The organism is Streptomyces sp. NPDC096136, assembly GCF_044763325.1.
Taxonomy (GTDB): domain Bacteria; phylum Actinomycetota; class Actinomycetes; order Streptomycetales; family Streptomycetaceae; genus Streptomyces.
Genome location: NZ_JBIWFZ010000001.1, coordinates 628779 through 645968, shown reverse-complemented (window position 1 = coordinate 645968; position 17190 = coordinate 628779). Strand labels below are relative to the sequence as shown.

The 17190-nt window shown below is 74.4% G+C and carries 19 protein-coding genes; 10 read left to right on the top strand and 9 right to left on the bottom strand.

Features of this window, described 5'->3' with window-relative positions; translation table 11 throughout:
- The first annotated feature begins 3 nt into the window (after positions 1–3).
- A complete protein-coding gene (locus ACIRBY_RS02920) occupies positions 4–891 on the top strand; it encodes a helix-turn-helix transcriptional regulator (protein ID WP_403895097.1) in 888 nt (295 codons plus the stop codon).
- A gap of 64 nt (positions 892–955) precedes the next feature.
- Here ACIRBY_RS02920 and ACIRBY_RS02915 read toward each other — a convergent pair whose 3' ends face one another.
- Entirely contained in the window at positions 956–2047 is a 1092-nt protein-coding gene (locus tag ACIRBY_RS02915; RefSeq protein ID WP_403895094.1) for a PP2C family protein-serine/threonine phosphatase, read from the bottom strand.
- A 139-nt stretch (positions 2048–2186) separates the two neighbouring features.
- Positions 2187–2573, bottom strand: coding sequence for a VOC family protein (locus ACIRBY_RS02910; RefSeq protein WP_366456199.1), 387 nt, complete (start codon positions 2571–2573; stop codon positions 2187–2189).
- A 160-nt stretch (positions 2574–2733) separates the two neighbouring features.
- On the opposite strand from ACIRBY_RS02910, the gene ACIRBY_RS02905 reads away from it, so the two are divergent.
- The 6 genes from ACIRBY_RS02905 (at position 2734) to ACIRBY_RS02880 (ending at position 9240) form a co-directional block, all read left to right on the top strand.
- Positions 2734–3435, top strand: coding sequence for a response regulator transcription factor (locus ACIRBY_RS02905; protein WP_403895091.1), 702 nt, complete (start codon positions 2734–2736; stop codon positions 3433–3435).
- A complete protein-coding gene (locus ACIRBY_RS02900; protein WP_403895088.1) occupies positions 3432–4883 on the top strand; it encodes a sensor histidine kinase in 1452 nt (483 codons plus the stop codon). The genes ACIRBY_RS02905 and ACIRBY_RS02900 overlap by 4 nt, the downstream gene beginning before the upstream one ends.
- A gap of 179 nt (positions 4884–5062) precedes the next feature.
- On the top strand, positions 5063–5470 hold the full coding sequence (locus tag ACIRBY_RS02895) for a hypothetical protein (RefSeq protein WP_403895085.1): 408 nt from the start codon (positions 5063–5065) through the stop codon (positions 5468–5470).
- Positions 5467–5676, top strand: coding sequence for a hypothetical protein (locus ACIRBY_RS02890; RefSeq protein WP_403895082.1), 210 nt, complete (start codon positions 5467–5469; stop codon positions 5674–5676). Before ACIRBY_RS02895 ends, ACIRBY_RS02890 begins: the two co-directional genes overlap by 4 nt.
- A gap of 228 nt (positions 5677–5904) precedes the next feature.
- Positions 5905–6717, top strand: coding sequence for a peptidoglycan recognition family protein (locus tag ACIRBY_RS02885; RefSeq protein ID WP_403895080.1), 813 nt, complete (start codon positions 5905–5907; stop codon positions 6715–6717).
- Between the two features lie 186 nt (positions 6718–6903).
- Positions 6904–9240 (top strand): collagenase, encoded by a 2337-nt coding sequence (locus ACIRBY_RS02880; protein ID WP_403895077.1) that lies wholly within the window; start codon positions 6904–6906, stop codon positions 9238–9240.
- 152 nt (positions 9241–9392) lie between these two features.
- On the opposite strand, the gene ACIRBY_RS02875 is transcribed toward ACIRBY_RS02880, so the two are convergent.
- The 6 genes from ACIRBY_RS02875 to ACIRBY_RS02850 form a co-directional block, all read right to left on the bottom strand.
- Entirely contained in the window at positions 9393–9578 is a 186-nt protein-coding gene (locus ACIRBY_RS02875) for a hypothetical protein (RefSeq protein ID WP_403895074.1), read from the bottom strand.
- 154 nt (positions 9579–9732) lie between these two features.
- Positions 9733–10080, bottom strand: a complete 348-nt coding sequence (locus ACIRBY_RS02870; RefSeq protein ID WP_403895071.1) for an ArsR/SmtB family transcription factor — start codon at positions 10078–10080, stop codon at positions 9733–9735.
- 174 nt (positions 10081–10254) lie between these two features.
- Positions 10255–10629 carry a hypothetical protein gene (locus tag ACIRBY_RS02865; RefSeq protein ID WP_403895069.1) on the bottom strand — a complete coding sequence of 125 codons (375 nt, stop codon included), beginning with the start codon at positions 10627–10629 and terminating at the stop codon, positions 10255–10257.
- A gap of 126 nt (positions 10630–10755) precedes the next feature.
- Positions 10756–11418, bottom strand: a complete 663-nt coding sequence (locus tag ACIRBY_RS02860; RefSeq protein ID WP_403895066.1) for a lysophospholipid acyltransferase family protein — start codon at positions 11416–11418, stop codon at positions 10756–10758.
- A gap of 212 nt (positions 11419–11630) precedes the next feature.
- Complete coding sequence (locus tag ACIRBY_RS02855) at positions 11631–11999, bottom strand: hypothetical protein (RefSeq protein ID WP_403895063.1); 369 nt, start codon at positions 11997–11999, stop codon at positions 11631–11633.
- Between the two features lie 124 nt (positions 12000–12123).
- A complete protein-coding gene (locus tag ACIRBY_RS02850) occupies positions 12124–12651 on the bottom strand; it encodes a DoxX family protein (RefSeq protein WP_403895060.1) in 528 nt (175 codons plus the stop codon).
- Positions 12652–12935: 284 nt separating this feature from the next.
- On the opposite strand from ACIRBY_RS02850, the gene ACIRBY_RS02845 reads away from it, so the two are divergent.
- Positions 12936–13589, top strand: coding sequence for a DUF4232 domain-containing protein (locus tag ACIRBY_RS02845; protein WP_403895058.1), 654 nt, complete (start codon positions 12936–12938; stop codon positions 13587–13589).
- Positions 13590–13599: 10 nt separating this feature from the next.
- On the opposite strand, the gene ACIRBY_RS02840 is transcribed toward ACIRBY_RS02845, so the two are convergent.
- Entirely contained in the window at positions 13600–13812 is a 213-nt protein-coding gene (locus ACIRBY_RS02840) for a hypothetical protein (RefSeq protein WP_403895055.1), read from the bottom strand.
- A gap of 169 nt (positions 13813–13981) precedes the next feature.
- Here ACIRBY_RS02840 and ACIRBY_RS02835 point away from each other — a divergent pair, with 169 nt between their 5' ends.
- Complete coding sequence (locus ACIRBY_RS02835) at positions 13982–14791, top strand: DUF1206 domain-containing protein (protein ID WP_403895052.1); 810 nt, start codon at positions 13982–13984, stop codon at positions 14789–14791.
- A 205-nt stretch (positions 14792–14996) separates the two neighbouring features.
- The gene (katG, locus tag ACIRBY_RS02830) at positions 14997–17186 is read left to right on the top strand and encodes a catalase/peroxidase HPI (protein ID WP_403895049.1); all 2190 of its coding nucleotides are present in this window, start codon (positions 14997–14999) and stop codon (positions 17184–17186) included.
- Positions 17187–17190: the final 4 nt, after the last annotated feature.

Below are 17190 nucleotides of genomic sequence, written 5' to 3'. Positions count from 1 at the left end.
CGCATGGACGATCTCGCGGGCTTCCTGCGGACCCGGCGCGCCCGGGTCGACCCGGCGGCGGCCGGCATTCCCGCCGACAGCCGGCGCCGGGTCGAGGGGCTGCGCCGCGAGGAGGTCGCGCACCTGTCCGGGGTCAGCGTCGACTACTACGTGCGCCTGGAGCAGGGCCGTGCGACCCAGCCCTCCGAGCAGGTCCTCGACGCCCTGGCCCGCGTCCTCGTCCTCGACGAGACCGAGCGCGGGCACCTCCACCGGCTGGCCCGCCGGACCCGGCGCCGCCCGAGGACGCCGGGCGGCCGGGTCCGGCCGGAAGTGCTGCGCGTGCTCGACCTGGTGGCCGGCGCACCCGCGCTGGTCATGGACCACCGGCTGGACGTGCTCGCCGGGAACCGGCTCGCCGGGCTCCTGTTCGGCCGGCCGCTGCCGGGCCTGAACATCGCCCGGCACCTCTTCCTGGAGGAGGGCGAGCACGGTCTCTACGCCGAGTGGGAGACCTGCACCCTCGACGTGGTCGGCCACCTGCGCCTGGCCGCCGGCCGCTACCCCGAGGACCCCCGCCTGGCCTCGCTCGTCGGGGAGCTGGCGATGGGCAGCGAGCGCTTCCGCCGCCTCTGGGCCCGTGCGGACGTCCGCGCCCGCACGCACGGGCGCAAGGCGTACCGGCACCCGCTGGTCGGCCCGCTGGAGCTGCACCAGGAGAACTTCGCGCTGCCCGAGGCCCCGGGCATGGAGCTGCTGGTGCTGTCCGCCGCCCCCGGCAGCCCCGCCGAGGACGGGCTGCGCCTGCTCGCGGGCCTGGGCCCCGACGCGGACGCGGTCCCCCGCCGTGCGGAGGCCGGGAGCACGGACCCGGTCCGCCAGGCCGTGTCCTGGGGGTCGGGCCCGGCCTGATCCCCGGGACACGGCCCGGACCTGCCGGAGAGCGGCACCGGTCCGGCCGGCGTCCGACGGTGCCTCAGGATTCGCGCAGGCGGACGGCGAGGGCGGCGATGTCGTCGTCGAGGCTGCCCCTGCTGTGGCGCAGGAGGTCGCGGTGCAGGGCCGTGAGCAGGTCGCGGGGCGGTGTGGGGGGCTGCCGGCTCATCCAGGCCGTCAGCGGGAAGAACTCGCCGTCGCGGGCCCGCGTCTCGGCGATCCCGTCGGTGTAGAGGAGCAGCAGGTCGCCGGGGGCGAAGTCGAAGCCGTCGACGTAGTAGTGACCGCCGATCAGCTCGGCGAGGCTGAGCAGGGGCGAGGGGGTGGCGGACTCCAGGACGCGCAGTCCGTCGCGGTTCAGGAGCAGGGGCGGCGGGTGCCCGCAGTTGAGGATGTCGATCCGGCCTCCCCCGTGCGGGATCTGGGCGAGCAGGGCGGTGGCGAACCGCTCCATCGGCCCGTCGGGCGGAAAGGCGGCGTTGTAGCGGGTGCTGCTGGCGTCCAGCCTGCGGGCGACGTCGACCATGTCGGCCTCGTCGTAGGCCGCCTCCCGGAAGGCGTTCACGATCGCCGCGGCCGCCCCCACGGCCGGCAGGCCCTTGCCCCGCACGTCGCCGATGAGCAGCCGGACCCCGTACGGCGTGTCGACCACCTCGTAGAAGTCCCCGCCGATGCGGGCCTCCGCCGCGGCCGCGAGGTAGAGCGACTCGATCTCGACGTCGCCCAGGCGGCGCGGCAGGGGGCTCAGCACGACCTGCTGCGCCGCTTCGGCGACGAGCCGCACCTGGAAGAGGGTGCGTTCCCGCTGGAGCCGCAGATGGCTCCCGTAGGCGGCGGCCACGGTGACCGCGATGATCCCGGCGGCCGTCCACCACGTCCCCAGGTCGGGGAAGACGAGGCTGAGGCCGATCATCAGCAGGAGGCAGACCGTGCCGAGCAGGACGGTGGGCAGGACCGGCCACATGGCGGCGGCCAGGGCCGGCGCCGCGGGCAGCAGGCGGCTGAAGGCCATCTCCGGCGGAGTGGCGTAGGCCAGGCTGGCGATCACGACGGTCAGCACGACCGGCGACAGCCGCACGAGCCACCCCCGGCCGGGGCGCCGGTGCGGCCGCGGCCGTCCTGACTCGATCACACTTTTCAGGATATCCGCGCGACGTGGGCACAGCGCGCTCTGACGGACCCGTCCGGCTGCCCTCCCCCGGGGCCGGACGGGGCGCCGCGGGCCGCCCCGGGCGTCTCCCGGCGGTCTCCCCGTGGCCGCCGCGGCCCGCTCAGGGGCGGAAGCGCAGCGGGTGGTCCCCGGGCACCTCGACGACGGCGATCCGTACGCCGTCGGGGTCCGCGATCCACATCTCGATCAGCCCCCAGGGTTCCCGCAGCGGCGGCCGCAGCACCTCGGCGCCCCGCTCGCCGAGCTCCCGGTGCGCCGCCTCGACGTCCTCCACCTGGAGCCACAGCCGCAGCCCGGGCGCGGGTGGCGCGTCGGCGCGGCCCGACAGCTCCAGGAACCCGCCGCCGAGGAAGTAGACCGTGCCGCGCTCGGGGCCGGTGCCGAACTCCCGGTGGACGGCGAGGCCGAGGGTGCCTCCGTAGAAGGCGCGGGAGCGCTCGGGATCGGTGGGGCTCAGCAGGATCCTGCTGCCCAGTACGTGGACCATGCCCCCACTGTGCCGCTCCGGGCGCCCGGCCGTGGGCGCGAGCGCGCTTTCCGCCGGTACGCACCGCTCCGCGGGCCGGGGACGGGGCCCGCCTCCGGTCGCCGCGGACGCCTGTGAGAGGGTCGGGCCCGGTTCGGGCAGGGCGGGTGCGGGAGGCAACGTGGACACGGCAGTGGTGCTCGTGGCGGACGACGACGCCGCCATCCGGCGGTCGCTGGAGCGCGGGCTGCGGCTGAGCGGGTTCGCCGTCGTCCTGGCCGAGGACGGGCCGGCCGCCCTCGCGGCCGTGGACGCGCGGACCCCCGACGTGCTCGTCCTGGACGTGTCCATGCCGGGGCTGACCGGTACGGAGGTGTGCCGGACCCTGCGCGGACGCGGGGACGAGACCCCCGTCCTGATGCTGTCGGCCCTGGACGAGCTGGCCGACCGGGTCGCCGGGCTCCAGGCCGGCGCCGACGACTACCTCGTCAAGCCCTTCGCCCTGGAGGAGCTGGTGCTGCGCCTGCACGCCCTGCTGCGGCGCAGCCCGGCGCGCGGAGGGCGGGACGTGCTGCGCGCCGGGCCGCTGGAGATGGACCAGGCGACCCGCCAGGTGCGCCACGGCGGGGCCGAGGTCCACCTCACCCGGCGGGAGTTCGAGCTGCTGGCCGCCCTGGTGCGCAACGCGGGCATCGTCCTGACCCGCGACCAGCTGCTGGACCGGGTGTGGGGCTACGACTTCGAGGTGCGCACCGACGCGGTCGACACCTTCGTCAGCTACCTGCGCCGCAAGCTGGAGGAGGGCGGACGGCCCCGGCTGATCCACACGGTGCGCGGGGTCGGGTTCGTGCTGCGGGAGCCGGCCGGGGGGAGCGGGTCGTGAAGCTCGCCACCCGGATCGCGCTCTCGGTCACCGTGGTCATGCCGCTGCTGGTGCTGGCCGCGGGCCTGCTCGTGCTCGGGCTGGTCAGCCGCGACCTGCGCCAGCAGCAGGACGCGCGGCTGCACGACCGGGCCGAGGCCGTACTGCCCGACGCCCGGGCCCTGCTGGCCGCCGACCGCAACGGCCGGCCGAAGGCGGAGCAGAACCAGCACCGCAAGGTGCTCGGCGACGTCCTCGACGCGGGCATCCGGGTGCGCGGCGCGGACGGGACGACCGTCCTGGAGGGCGGTCCGCAGCCCGACGCGGCGGTGCGGCTGCCCGACCGGACCCCGGACGGCCCGCTCACGGTCCGCGCCAAGGGCCACGCCTGGCGGGTGCTGAGCGTGCCCGTGACCGGCACCGCGCCCGGGAACCTCTGGATCTTCACCCCGGCCTCGTCCACCGACCCGCAGGTCGCCGCCGTACGCCGGCGGGTGCTGCTCGTGGCCCTGCTGGCCGCCCCGGTGTCCGGGCTCCTGGCGTACGGGCTGGCCGGCCGGGCCACCGCCTCCGTACGCCGGCTGAGCGGGCGGGCCGCCGCGCTGGACCCGGCGGCCGGGGCCGCGGCCTTCGCCGGCCCGCCGGCGAACATCGCCGAGGTCGACGAACTGTCGGCCGCCATCGGGCAGCTCCTGACCCGCTACGACGAGCAGGCGGCGCGGACCGCGCAGGCGCTGGAGACCGCCCGGTCCTTCTCCTCCGCCGCCTCGCACGAGCTGCGCACCCCGCTGATGAGCATGCAGACGGACCTGGACGTGCTCGCCGCCCACCCCGACCTCTCCCCCGGCGAACGGGCCGAGGTGGTGCGCGACCTGCGCAGCGACCACGCCCGGCTGCTCGAACTGCTGGGGGCGCTGCGGATGCTCGCGCTCGGCGATCTGGTGGAGGTCTCCGCCTTCGCCCCGCTCGACCTGTGCGAGCTGGTGGACGCCGCCGCCGGGGAGGCGGCCCGGCGGCACGGCGGGCAGGGGCTGGAGCCGGACGTGGAGCTGCCGGCGGAGCTGCGGGTGTTCGGCTGGGACTCCGGCCTGAAGATCATGCTCGACAACCTGCTGCGCAACGCGGTGGTCCACGGCCACCGGCCCGGCTTGCCGCCCCGGGTCACCGTCCGGCTGCGCGCGGAGGGCGGCTGCGCGGTGCTGACGGTGGACGACGAGGGGCCCGGGGTGCCGCCCGCCGAGCGCGAGGCGGTCTTCCAGCGGTTCCACCACCGGCCCGGCAGCCCGGGCTCCGGCCTGGGGCTCACCCTGGTGGCCCAGCAGGCCGCGCTGCACCGCGGCACGGTCTCCCTGGGTGAGGTACCCGGCGGCGCCGGCGCGCGCTTCGAGGTGCGGCTCCCCCTGGCCGCGGACGACGAGCCGACGCTGCGGCTGCCCGCACGGCGCGACTGGATCTCCCGGGGCGACTGAGGGCGGACCGGGGTGCCGGGTGCCCGCCCGGCCGGTCCGGACGGGTGCCGGGCGGCCGGTCCGGAGGCGTGCGGTGCGGCCGGTCCGGAGGTCACAAGGAATCCACAAAAACGCTCCCTAGCGTCCTGTCCGGCCGGCGCGCCCACGCGCCGGTCCGTCGCACCGAAGGGGATTCCACCATGCTCGCGAACCGTAGGACCGCCGCCGCGCTCGGCGCCGTCGCCCTGGCCGGTGCGCTGCTGTCCGCCGGGCCCGCCCAGGCCGACAGCACCTCGCCGAGCCCCGCCGCATCCGCGAAGTCCGCGCCGAAGGGCGACGGCGCGAAGTCGATCTGCAAGCGCCTGCCGAAGACCGAGGCCCGGATCAACACCGCCCTCACCCGGCTGAACGGCGACGCCACCGTCGGGGGCTCGATCGCCCGCCTGGAGCAGCGCGTCACGGAGGCCAAGAACGCCGGTCACACCGAGGTCCAGACGTACCTCAACGACCGCCTGACGTTCCGCAAGGGCCTGGTGCCGACCCTGCAGAAGCGGCAGGCGGACCTGAAGGCCGTGTCCACCTGGTGCACCGCGCAGGGCTCCAAGTGAGGTCCGGCCGCGGCGCGGCCGCGCTCGCCGCACTCGCCGCCGGGGCCGTCCTGCTGCTGACCGGCTGCGGGGGCGGCGCGGCCGCCCACCCGAAGGCGGAGCAGTCGGCGGGCGCCGACGGCCAGGCCGCGGACATGCAGGCGAAGCTGGACGCCGCCGAGAGCGCGGCCTCGCAGGCGGAAGCGGACGCCTCGCAGAACAACTGACCCGCCCCCTGCCGCGACGGCCCGCCCGGAGACTCCCGGGCGGGCCGTCGGCGCTGACGGTCCCTGCCGCCCGGCCGCAGCCCCCGCGCCGGACCGGCGCGCGCCGTACGGCGGGCCCGCCGTCCCCCGAATGGGGTCCGGGGGGCCGTCCCGCGGAGCGCCTGCGCGCCGCGGCCGGTCCCGTCCCCTTGCATGGAGGGCCCGTCCCCCACCGGAACAGGCGGCTCCATGACCTCCGACCCGTCCGCCCGGCTCTCCCGCCGCAGCCTGGTCCTCGCCGCGCTGACGCTCGGGTCCGCCGGCCTCCTGCCCTCCGCCGCCGCCTCCGCGGCCGGCGCCGCCGCAGGGGGGTCCGGGCGTCGGGGCGGCGCTGCGGTGCCCCGGATCACCGACTGCGACGGCTGGGGTGCGCGCGAGGCGTCCGAGCCGGTCGTGGTCCTCGGCGATCGCCCCGAGCGGATCATCGTGCACCACACGGCCACGGCCAACGTGACCGACTACTCGCAGCAGCGGGCCCACGCGCTGGCCCGGGCGATCCAGACGTACCACATGGACATGCAGGGCTGGATCGACACCGGCCAGCACTTCACCGTCAGCCGGGGCGCCTTCCTCCTGGAGGGCCGCCACGACAGCCTGGCCTCGCTGGGCGCCGGGGACCGAATGGTGCGGGGCGCGCACTGCGTGGGGCAGAACAGCGTGGCCATCGGCATCGAGAACGAGGGCACCTACATGACGGAGGAGCCCCCCGCGGCGCAGTTCTCCGCCCTCGCCGAGCTGTGCGCCCACGTCTGCCGCCAGTACGGGGTGCCCGCCTCGGAGATCTACGGGCACCGGGACTTCAACAGCACCTCCTGCCCCGGCGACATGCTCTACGCGATGCTGCCGAAGCTGCGCCAGGACGTGGCCCGGCGGCTCGGCGGTGACCAGACCGCGTCGCTGCCGCGCCGGCCCCTGCGGCGGCCGCCGCACTGGGCCGCGGATCCGGCGGCCCTCGCGGAATACCTTCCCGCGGGTCTCCTCGACCCGCTACGGACCCGCTGAAGCCCCGGATGCGAGCCTCCCTCCAGGCCCTTTCCGGGGCCTGGAGTCGGCAACCTCTCCGTCGCGGTGACCGAGCCAATCCGGCCAGAAGTCTTCCGGAGCGATGCGACATGTGCAATTTTACATGTCACATGTCAACAGCCGTGTCCTGAACACGCGGCACCACGGCCCCGGAGGCCCCCACAGATGCATCCCTTCCGGATATCGAAGACCGGCGCGCGCCGGCTTCCCGCACTCGGCGCAGCCGTCTTCCTCGCGCTCGGCCTGTTCTCACCGCCGAGCCAGGCCGCCTCCGCCGGCGCCACGTCCCCGGCCGTCGCCCACGCGCGGGGCGGCGCGGCCCCGGCGCCGAGGTCCATCCCGGTGCCCAGGTCCCCCGACGCGATGAAGAACGGTTCGCGCCTGCGGATCTCCTCGCAGGACGGCACCGAGGAGTCCCGCCCGGCTCCCGCCCCCGCCGTCAAGCCGGCCCAGGCCGCGAAGGACGGCCGGCAGTCCTCGGCCACCGCCGCCGCCGACGACTGCTCCGACCTCTCCGGCGTCATCAACGCCACGGGCGGCGCGCTGGTGCAGAAGCTCACGGCCCTCCCCCGGATCACCTGCACCTACCCGCTGTTCGGCCTCACCGGCGAGGACGCCCGCAAGACCTTCCGCGAAGCCCAGATGGTGACCGTCGCCAACGCCCTGCGCGACGCCTCCGCCGGCTACGCGGGCGACAACAGGGCCGCCGTCGGACAGCTGGTGCTGTTCCTGCGCGCCGGCTACTACGTGCAGGACAACCACGCCGACGTCGTCGGCGACTACGGCACGGCGCTGGACGGCGCGGCGCTCGGCGCGCTGGACGCCTTCTTCGCCTCCCCGCACAGCAGGGACGTCACCGACGCCAACGGCGAGATCCTCAACGAGGTCGTCACGCTCATCGACAGCACGCACGCGGCCGGCCGCTACGCCGGAGTCGTCAAGTGGCTGCTCGGGAGCTACGACGGCACCTGGCCCGGCCAGATGGACCTCGCCATGCAGCACGTCGAGTGGGTCGTGGACAACGGCTTCAAGGCCAAGGACGACGGCCGCGGCTGGCGGGCCGCGCTCAAGGCCGACCCCTCCATCCTCGACACCTGGGCCGGCTTCATCACGCGCAACGGCGCCCAGCTCAACCGCCTGGACGTCGTCAGCAACGTCGGCCGGCACCTCGGCCACGCGCTCGACATACCCGAGCTCAAGGACCGGCTCCGGCCGCTGCTGAAGGACCTGATCAACCGCTACCCGAACGTCGGCCCCACGGCCCCGATCACCATGAACCTGGGCTGGTACACGCGCCAGTACGACCGCAACAACTGCGCGGCGTACGCCATCTGCGACCTGGGCGCACGGGTGCTCCCGTCGGTCCTGCCGATCCAGCACACCTGTACCCCCGGCCTGAAGATCCGCGCCCAGGACATGTCCCCCGACCAGCTGGCCGGCACGTGTACCAGCCTGGTCAACCAGGACGCCTACTTCCACCGGGTCATCGGCGACAAGGGCGCGATACCCGGCGACCTGAACACCGACCTCGAGGTCGTCGTCTTCGACGACTACACCCAGTACGCGCTGTACGCCTGGGCCGTCTACGACATCGACGTCGACAACGGCGGCATGTACGAGGAGGGCAACCCGGCCGCACCCGGCAACCAGGCCCGCTTCATCGCCCACGAGGCCAGCTGGCTGCGCCCGCAGTTCCAGATCTGGAACCTCAACCACGAGTACACCCACTACCTCGACGGCCGCTACGACATGGCGGGCGACTTCGACGCGAGCCTGACCACGCCGACCATCTGGTGGGTCGAGGGCATCGCCGAGAACATCTCCTACGGCTACCGGGGCGAGCGCAACGCCGACGCCATCGCCGCGGCCGGCAAGAACACCTACCGGCTCAGCGAGCTGTTCGACACCGTCTACAACCAGGACGCGGACCCCTCGGTCAACTCCGACCGGGTCTACCGCTGGGGCTTCCTCGCGGTCCGCTACATGCTCCAGGCGCACCGCTCCGACGTCGAGACCGTGCTCGGCAAGTACCGCGCCGGCGACTGGAACGGCGCCCGCGCCTTCCTGAAGCAGACCATCGGCACCGGCTACGACGCCGGCTTCGCCGCCTGGCTGACGACCACCTGCGCGACCGACGGCTGCGGCCCGCTGCCGGACGCCCCGTCCACCCCGCTCTGCACCCTCGCCGACCCCCGCCAGTTCGACGGCGACTGCCGCCGGGACGGCCTCGCGGCCTCCGCGGGCAACTACAGCTACCACTTCGTGTACCTGCCGGCCGGCGTCAAGCGGCTGACCATCACCAGCAGCGGCGGCACCGGCAACGCCGACCTGTACTACGGCGGCGGCAGCTGGGCCACCACCGGCAGCTACCGGGCGAAGTCCGCCAACGCCGGCAACGGCGAGAGCCTGACGGTCGACAACCCGCCCTCCGGCTGGGTCTACTTCAGCCTCGCCGCCGCGCAGGACTTCAGCGGGGTGAGCGTCTCCACGCACACCGAGTGACCCCGTGCCGGGGCCGGCCGGGAGCCTCCGCCGCGTGAAGGCGGGCCCGGCCCGCCGCGGCGTCCCGGCGGCGCCGGCCGGGAGGGCCCGCGCGCGGAACACCGCGCGCGGGCCCTCCCGGTTCTCCCGGTGCCGCCGGGCGGCGGGCCTGCTCAGCGGGGACGGGCGCGCTCGGGCGGCGGATCGTCGGCCGGGCACAGACCGAGTATGTCGAGCAGCGTCCTCAGGTCCTCGCTGTCGGCGGCCCGGGCGGCGACGGCCCGGCGGGCCGCGGCCCGGTCCGCGGTACCCGTGCGGGCGAGCAGGGACGGCTCCTCGCAGGCGAAGGGATCCTTCATCCCACCGATGCCACCAGCCCCCCGGCCGATCCGCAGCCGGGGCAGCTCCATCTGGCCCGCAGCACCACCCGTCGCCCCTCCCCGGCCGGCCCCCGGGGCGGCGGGCTCCTGGCTGCCGCCGCCCGGTCCGCCGCCCGGCGCCGGCGGGCGGCCCCTACGCGCGGGCCGGGTCGGGCTCGGGCTCGTTGAGCTCGGCGATCAGGGCGTTGCGGCCGACCAGCATCTCCGTGAGGATCCGGCGCGCGGCGCGCAGGAGTTCGGCGACGTCGCCGCCGGCGAGGGCGTAGGTGACGGTCGATCCCTCACGGGTGGAGACGACGATGCCCGAGCGGCGCAGGACGCCGAGCTGCTGCGAGAGGTTGGAGGCTTCCACGTCGATCTCGGCCAGCAGGTGCCGTACGGGCATCGGGCCGTCCTGGAGGAGCTCCAGCACCCGGATGCGGACCGGGTGGCCGAGCATCCGGAAGAACTCGGCCTTGGCCTGGTACAGCGGGACCTGCATGCGCACGACACTCCTGTTCTTCCTCGAACCGGCTCCGGCTCGAACCGGGACCACCACCTCACCCATCGTCGCGTCCTGCCGGCCCACGCGGAACCGATGTTGACCGGTTTCACATGTTCCGAGTTGAAGACTTCTTCAACTCATGGGCATGCGTGGGCCCGACGGACGCCGTGCTCAGACCTCCAGATCGGCTTCGATGCGGCTGAGCTGGTGGCGGGCCATCGCCAGGTTCGACTTGCCCCGGTCCAGGACCAGGTAGAGGAAGAGACCGCCGCCGGCGCGGCCGCGCCGGATCCGGATCAGGTGGTACTGGCCGCCGAGGGTGATCAGCAGGTCCTCGATCTCGTCCTGGATGCCGAGCATCTCCATCGTCCGCAGCTTGGCACGGATGACGTCGGTGTTGCCGGCGGCCGCCACCATCAGGTCCAGGTCCTTGCCGCCGCCGAGCGTGCCCAGGGCCATCCCGCTGGCGTAGTCCACCAGCGCCACTCCCAGGGCCCCCTCGATCGAGGTCATCGCTTCCTTCAGCGAGACTTCCACATTCGCCATGGCTGGTCCTCCATCGGTCTCATGTGCCGGGCACGGCACGGGTCTTGCGTTCTTCCGTACCGGGACGCTACCGATCGCGCCGCCGCGTACGGCGCGATCTCGGGAATTGGCGCGATCCCGCCCCTGTCACGCTGCGTAGCCGGCCGGCTCGCGCAGCCGCGCGGCCGCGGTGCGCCAGGCGTCGGTGACGGCGGCGTGCGCCTGGCGGGTGCGGGCGTCGGCGTCGCCGGTCAGTTCCAGCGGGCGTCCGACGTGGACGTGCAGCCGAGGGCGCCGCAGCGGGGCGGTGGCCAGGCCGGCCAGCTGTTTGACGGCGCTCCCGGAGGTGACCCGCCGCGCCCCGGCCTGGCCCACGGGGACGACGGGTGCGCCGGTGCGCGCGACGAGCCGGGCGAGCCCGCTGCGGAAGGCCAGGGGCGCGGCCTCGGCGGCGTCGCGGCGGGAGGGGATGCCGCCTTCGGCGTACAGGAGCACCGAGCGGCCCGCCGCCAGTGCCGACGCGGCGTGGTCGAGGGCCTCGGCGGCCCGCCGGTGCCCCCGGTGCACGGGGATGTGGCCCTCGCGGACGAGCAGGCGTCCGAGGACCGGGGTGCGCCACAGGCCGGCGGCCGCCATGACGACGGGTTCGACACCGCAGCGGCGCAGGGCTGCGAGGACCACGGCGGGATCGGCGAGGGAGGTGAGGTTGGCGACGATGACGCTGCCGGGCGGGACCCGGACGTCGGGCGCGGTGGTGACGCGGACCCGCCCCAGGACGGGGACCAGGAGGTGGGCGAGACGGCTGAGCATGGCGTTCTTCCCCGTTCGTGACGGCGGCTGCGGCGGCTCCCCCAGCCTCGCCGACGCCGTCCCCGGGCCGCCTGAGCCCTCGTACTCACACCCGCCGGGTCGCGCTACCCAGAGGTGCGCGCAGGTACCGGGCAGGTACCGGGCCCGTCCGCCCGTCCCGCGCGGTGCGGTGCGGGTCGCGGGACGGGCCGGGGCCGCGCTCGCCGACCGGGTCAGGAGACGCGCTTGAGGGTCCAGGCGTTGTTGTTGAAGCCGGAGTTCGGGAAGGAGACGCAGGAGCTCGAGTAGTACGAGCTGGTCTGGACCCAGCCCGCGGGGTAGTAGGCGGACCCGCAGGCCTGGACGACGGTGCCTATGGGCAGGCCGGTGAGCTGCTTGATCTGCTTGATGTTCGGGGCGAAGTTCTGGCCGCCACAGGTGTTGCTGTAGCCCCAGCTGACGTCGACGTAGCCCGCCGGGGTGGCGGTGCTCGCACAGGTGGTGGTCACGTCGCCGGGGGCCGCCTGGGCGGGAGCGGCGGTGAGGGCGAACATCGCGGCGGCACCGGCGACGGCCATGGCGGTGGTGCGCAAACGGGTCATGAGGGGCTCCTTGGCGGCGAAATGGGCCAACGGGAAAGGGCAGCACATTCCTACGGCCTCTGCGCGCACCGTGACAGCCGGTTTCCGGCCTCAAAGATCACGCCAGTCCGCCGGAACCGTCGGCTCAGGCCGTCTCCCCGCCTGCGTCCTGGAGGCCCCGGGCCCTTCTGGCGACGACCGCGGCCGCCCCGGCGGCACTCGCGGTGAACGCCAGCAGGAGCATCCACCGCTGGTCGAAGGCGTGGCCGGTGGCGTGGTCCAGGGAGTAGCGGCCCGCGCCCGCGAGTCCGATGGCGGCCGCCGTGAAGCCGAGGAACGCGGGGTACTCGAATCCGCCCTCCTGGGCGAAGAACCCGGCCGGGGCGTGGACGGACACCGCGCCGGCCATGGCACCCGCCGCCGCGGCGCCGGCCGCCGGGGTGGCCAGGCCCAGGACCAGCAGGGCCCCGCCGCCCGTCTCACCGAGGCCGGCGGCCAGGGCGCTGCGCCGGCCCGGGGTGAACCCCATGTGCTCCATCGCGGCCGCCGTCCTGTCCAGGCCACCGCCGCCGAACCAGCCGAACAGCTTCTGCGTGCCGTGGGCCATGAGCACGGCCCCGGTTCCGGCGCGGAGGGCCAGCAGCGCGAGGTCGCGTCGGTTGATGCAGGTCATCGAGTCTCCCGGGGACGAGGGGGCGGGTACCGGGAACATCCGTATCCCGTCCGGGCGGCGGCGCCCCGCGCCCCGGCGTACGTCCGCCGAATGGGCGAGCCCCCGGTGGCGCAACGGCCGCTGCGGCCGACTCTTCGTGATCATGTAACCGATTGGTGACAGCGTTGTACTGGAACGACGACGCCGCGCGCCCTTCGGCGCCCAACTCCCGCACAGTGGTGGGGTAAGCGCCGAGGAACCGAAACGGATTCGGCCTCGACCACAGACCACCAAGGGGCTCGTCCATGTCGTCCGGCAACCACCGCAAGGCCTTCCTCGTCTCCGCCGCCCTCCTCGGCGGCGCCGTGCTGTTGACGGGGTGCCAGGACTCCGATGCTGCGGCCACGGACACCGGCGCCGCGCCGGCCGCCTCCGCCGCCGCTCCGTCCGGAAAGGCCGGCGCCCCGTCCGGCGCGCCCGCGTCCGGCGCCAAGCAGGGCGGCAAGGGGAGCACGGACGGCTCCGGCGCCGACACCGGCAACGGGGTGCGCAAGCCGGTCGGGCAGACCTGCGGCGCCAACGACATCGCCTGGAGCGCGAAGTCCGAGAGCCAGGCCGGCGGATACGTCCTGATCACCGCGAAGGCGAAGCCCGGGATCACCTGCTACCTGCCCGCCGCGCTGCCGACCGTGGCGTTCGGCTCCGACGGCACCCAGGCCGGTCCCGCCGAGCACACCGCGGCCCAGCAGATCCAGCTGAGCGGGAGCACCGCCGCCTACGCCGGGGTGAACCCGAAGACCACCAAGACGAACGGCGGCAAGGAGCTGGAGAGCATCATCGTCGCCGTCGGCAACAGCGACCCCGACCCGGTCTCGCTGCCGGTCGGCACCATCACGGTCGACCACCCGGTCGTCACCAACTGGCACACGTCCCCGAAGGACGCCGTGCCCGTCAAGTGACCCGCCCCGCTCAGATCCGGTCGCGGGTCTCGTCGACCACCGGGAGGGCGGCCGTGCGGCGGCGGCGCAGGACGCTGCTGTAGACGGCCAGGCCCAGGAGCCCCGCGGCCATCATGATCAGGCCCGCCACGTCGAGGTTGACGCCGTCCATCTTCCAGTCGCTCGCGAAGGTGAGGATCGCCCCCACCACGATCAGGGCGATGCAACCGCCTATGCCTGCCATGAATGCCGCCTCCTCGTCGGTGGACCGTGCTCCGTGACGGCGCGGTTACCCGGGCTTCCGGGGGCGAAACGGCCGACCGGTACGGCCGCCCGGTGCATGGCGGGCGGCGCAGCGGGCAGGGGCTTCCGCGACACCTTCACGGGAGGACGCCTTCACGGGAGCGCGGATCATGGCAGCACCGTCCGTCGGCGGGTCCGGGACGCACGCGGCGGTGGCCGCGGCCGCCCGCTGCGGGCTGGCCACGCGCGGGGTGCTGTACGTGCTGGTGGGCGTGCTGGCCCTGCGGATCGCGTTCGGGCGCGGCGGCAAGGCGGCCGACCGCACGGGGGCGCTGGCCGAGATCGCCGGCCACCCGTTCGGCCGGGTGCTCGTGTGGGCCGTCGGGGCGGGCCTGGTGGCGATGGCGGCGTGGCGGCTCTCGGAGGCCGTCTACGGGGCAGCCGGGCCCGAGGGGCGCGAGCCGGCCCGGCGCGCGGTGTCCGCCGCGCGTGCCGGCTTCTACGGGGTGGCGGCCTTCTCCGCGCTGTCCTTCGCCGCGGGCCGGGGCGCCGGGCGCTCCGGCGACGAACGGTCTCGGGACGTGACGGCCGCTGCGCTGGCCGTCCCGGCCGGCCAGTGGCTCGTGGCGTCGGCGGGCCTCGCCGTCGCCGTCGGCGGGGTGGTCATCGCCGTGAACGCGGCCCGGTTCGCCTTCCGCGAGGAGATGGACACCGGGGGCCTTCCCCGGCCGGCCCGCCGGGGCGTGGACGTGCTGGGCGTGGTGGGCGGCGTCGCGCGCGGCGCCGTGTTCACGGCGGCGGGCGCGTGGCTCGTCCACGCCGCCGTCTCCTACGACCCGCGGAAGGCCAAGGGCGTCGACGACACCCTCCGCTCGTTCGCGCAGACCCCCGCGGGCCCGTGGCTGCTGGTCGCCGTCGCGACGGGGCTGCTGCTGTTCGGGGCGTTCTCCTGGGCCGTGGCCGTCTGGCGCCGCGTGTAGGAAACGGCGTCCCCCTTTTCCCGGAGAACGGTAAGCGGAATGCCTCCCGGGCCGCGCCGGACGGGAATGTGCCCGTGAGCCGGCTTGGAAAATCGGACCGTCGTACACGGCGTCGCCATGCGTGTTCTCGTGGCTCTGGGGCCTCCGGTGCGCGACCATTACGGACGCCGAGACGGCTCGAACCGAGACAGGAAGAAGGACGGACGTGTCCGGTAGCGAAAGCGAGAACCCGGTAATCCCCTCCCCGGCCCCCGCAGCGGCTCCTCCCAGGACGAACCGGGACTGGTGGCCGAATCAGCTGGACCTTCAGGTTCTCCACCAGAATTCGCCCCTGGCCGATCCGATGGGCGAGGACTTCGACTACGCGCGGGAGTTCGCCACCCTCGACGTCGACGCGCTGAAGCGGGACGTGTTCGAGGTGATGACCACGTCACAGGAGTGGTGGCCCGCCGACTACGGCCACTACGGGCCGCTGTTCATCCGCATGAGCTGGCACGCCGCGGGCACCTACCGGATCGCCGACGGGCGCGGTGGCGGCGGCGCGGGCACGCAGCGGTTCGCCCCTCTGAACAGCTGGCCGGACAACGCGAGCCTCGACAAGGCGCGGCGGATCCTGTGGCCGGTCAAGCAGAAGTACGGCCGGAAGATCTCCTGGGCGGACCTGCTCGTCTTCGCCGGTAACTGCGCGCTGGAATCCATGGGGTTCAAGACGTTCGGATTCGGATTCGGACGGGAGGACGTCTGGGAGCCCGGGGAGATCTTCTGGGGACCGGAGGACACCTGGCTGGGAGACGAGCGCTATCGCGGCGACCGGGAACTCACCGGTCCTTTCGGCGCCGTCCAGATGGGCCTGATCTACGTCAATCCGGAAGGCCCCAACGGAAATCCGGACCCCGTGGCCGCCGCCCGGGACATCCGCGAGACGTTCGGGCGCATGGCGATGGACGACGTGGAGACGGCCGCGCTGATCATCGGCGGTCACACGTTCGGCAAGTGCCACGGCGCCGTCGACTCCGAGTACATCGGCCCGGAGCCGGAGGCCGCGCCCCTGGAACAGCAGGGCCTCGGCTGGCGGAACGCGTACGACACCGGCAGCGGTGCGCACACCGTCACCAGCGGGCTCGAGGGCGCGTGGACCACCGAGCCGACGAAGTGGGACAACGGCTACCTGGACAACCTGTTCCGCTACGAGTGGGAGCTGACGACGAGCCCGGCCGGCGCGCAGCAGTGGACGCCGAAGGACCCCTCCGCCCAGGGCACCGTGCCCGACGCCCACGATCCGTCGAAGCGCCACGCACCCATGATGCTGACGACCGACCTCGCGCTGAGGCTGGATCCGGTGTACGAGCCGATCGCGCGCCGCTTCCGGGACAACCCCGGTGAGCTGGCCGACGCCTTCGCCAGGGCCTGGTACAAGCTCCTGCACCGCGACATGGGCCCCGTCACCCGCTATCTCGGCCCGTGGGTCCCCGAGCCCCAGCTGTGGCAGGACCCGGTCCCCGCGGTCGACCACGCCCTGGTGACGGAGAAGGACGTGGCCGCGCTCAAGAGCACGATCCTCGCCTCGGGCCTGTCCGTCCCCCAGCTGGTCGCCACCGCGTGGGCGGCGGCGGCGAGCTTCCGCGGCACCGACAAGCGCGGCGGGGCCAACGGCGCCCGGATCCGGCTCGCGCCGCAGCGGGGCTGGGAGGTGAACGACACCCCGGAACTGTCCGAGGTGCTGGAGACCCTGGAGCGGGTCCGGCAGGAGTTCGACGCCTCGCGGTCCGACGGGACGAGGGTCTCGCTCGCCGACCTGATCGTCCTGGGCGGGTGCGCGGCCGTCGAACGGGCCGCGGCGGACGCCGGCCACGAGGTGACCGTCCCGTTCGCCCCCGGGCGCACGGACGCCTCGCAGGAGCAGACCGACGCGGAGTCGTTCGCGGTGCTGGAACCGAGCGCGGACGGCTTCCGCAACTACCTCAGGGGAGGCGAGAAGCCGTCGGCGGAGACCCTGCTCCTGGACCGGGCCAGTCTGCTGACGCTGACGGCGCCGGAGATGACGGTCCTCCTCGGCGGCATGCGCGCCCTGGACGCCAACTTCGGGCGGTCCCGGCACGGCGTGCTGACCGACCGTCCGGGGACGCTGACCCCCGACTTCTTCGTGAACCTGCTCGACATGGGGACGGAGTGGAAGGCGTCCGCCGCGGTCGAGGGCGAGTTCGAGGGCCGGGACCGGGCCACGGGCCAGGTCAAGTGGACGGCCACCGCCGTCGACCTGGTGTTCGGCTCCCACTCCCAGCTGCGGGCGCTGTCGGAGGTCTACGCCTGCGAGGACGCGCGCGGGAAGTTCGTGCGGGACTTCGTGGCCGCGTGGGACAAGGTCATGAACCTCGACCGGTTCGACCTCCGCTGAGCCG

Coding starts and splice junctions, on each gene's coding strand:
- ACIRBY_RS02920 (WP_403895097.1), top strand. CDS start 4: ATGGACGATCTCGCGGGCTTCCTGCGGACCCGGCGCGCCCGGGTCGAC.
- ACIRBY_RS02910 (WP_366456199.1), bottom strand. CDS start 2,573: ATGGTCCACGTACTGGGCAGCAGGATCCTGCTGAGCCCCACCGATCCC.
- ACIRBY_RS02895 (WP_403895085.1), top strand. CDS start 5,063: ATGCTCGCGAACCGTAGGACCGCCGCCGCGCTCGGCGCCGTCGCCCTG.
- ACIRBY_RS02885 (WP_403895080.1), top strand. CDS start 5,905: ATGACCTCCGACCCGTCCGCCCGGCTCTCCCGCCGCAGCCTGGTCCTC.
- ACIRBY_RS02880 (WP_403895077.1), top strand. CDS start 6,904: ATGCATCCCTTCCGGATATCGAAGACCGGCGCGCGCCGGCTTCCCGCA.
- ACIRBY_RS02875 (WP_403895074.1), bottom strand. CDS start 9,578: ATGAAGGATCCCTTCGCCTGCGAGGAGCCGTCCCTGCTCGCCCGCACG.
- ACIRBY_RS02870 (WP_403895071.1), bottom strand. CDS start 10,080: ATGCAGGTCCCGCTGTACCAGGCCAAGGCCGAGTTCTTCCGGATGCTC.
- ACIRBY_RS02865 (WP_403895069.1), bottom strand. CDS start 10,629: ATGGCGAATGTGGAAGTCTCGCTGAAGGAAGCGATGACCTCGATCGAG.
- ACIRBY_RS02860 (WP_403895066.1), bottom strand. CDS start 11,418: ATGCTCAGCCGTCTCGCCCACCTCCTGGTCCCCGTCCTGGGGCGGGTC.
- ACIRBY_RS02855 (WP_403895063.1), bottom strand. CDS start 11,999: ATGACCCGTTTGCGCACCACCGCCATGGCCGTCGCCGGTGCCGCCGCG.
- ACIRBY_RS02850 (WP_403895060.1), bottom strand. CDS start 12,651: ATGACCTGCATCAACCGACGCGACCTCGCGCTGCTGGCCCTCCGCGCC.
- ACIRBY_RS02845 (WP_403895058.1), top strand. CDS start 12,936: ATGTCGTCCGGCAACCACCGCAAGGCCTTCCTCGTCTCCGCCGCCCTC.
- ACIRBY_RS02840 (WP_403895055.1), bottom strand. CDS start 13,812: ATGGCAGGCATAGGCGGTTGCATCGCCCTGATCGTGGTGGGGGCGATC.
- ACIRBY_RS02835 (WP_403895052.1), top strand. CDS start 13,982: ATGGCAGCACCGTCCGTCGGCGGGTCCGGGACGCACGCGGCGGTGGCC.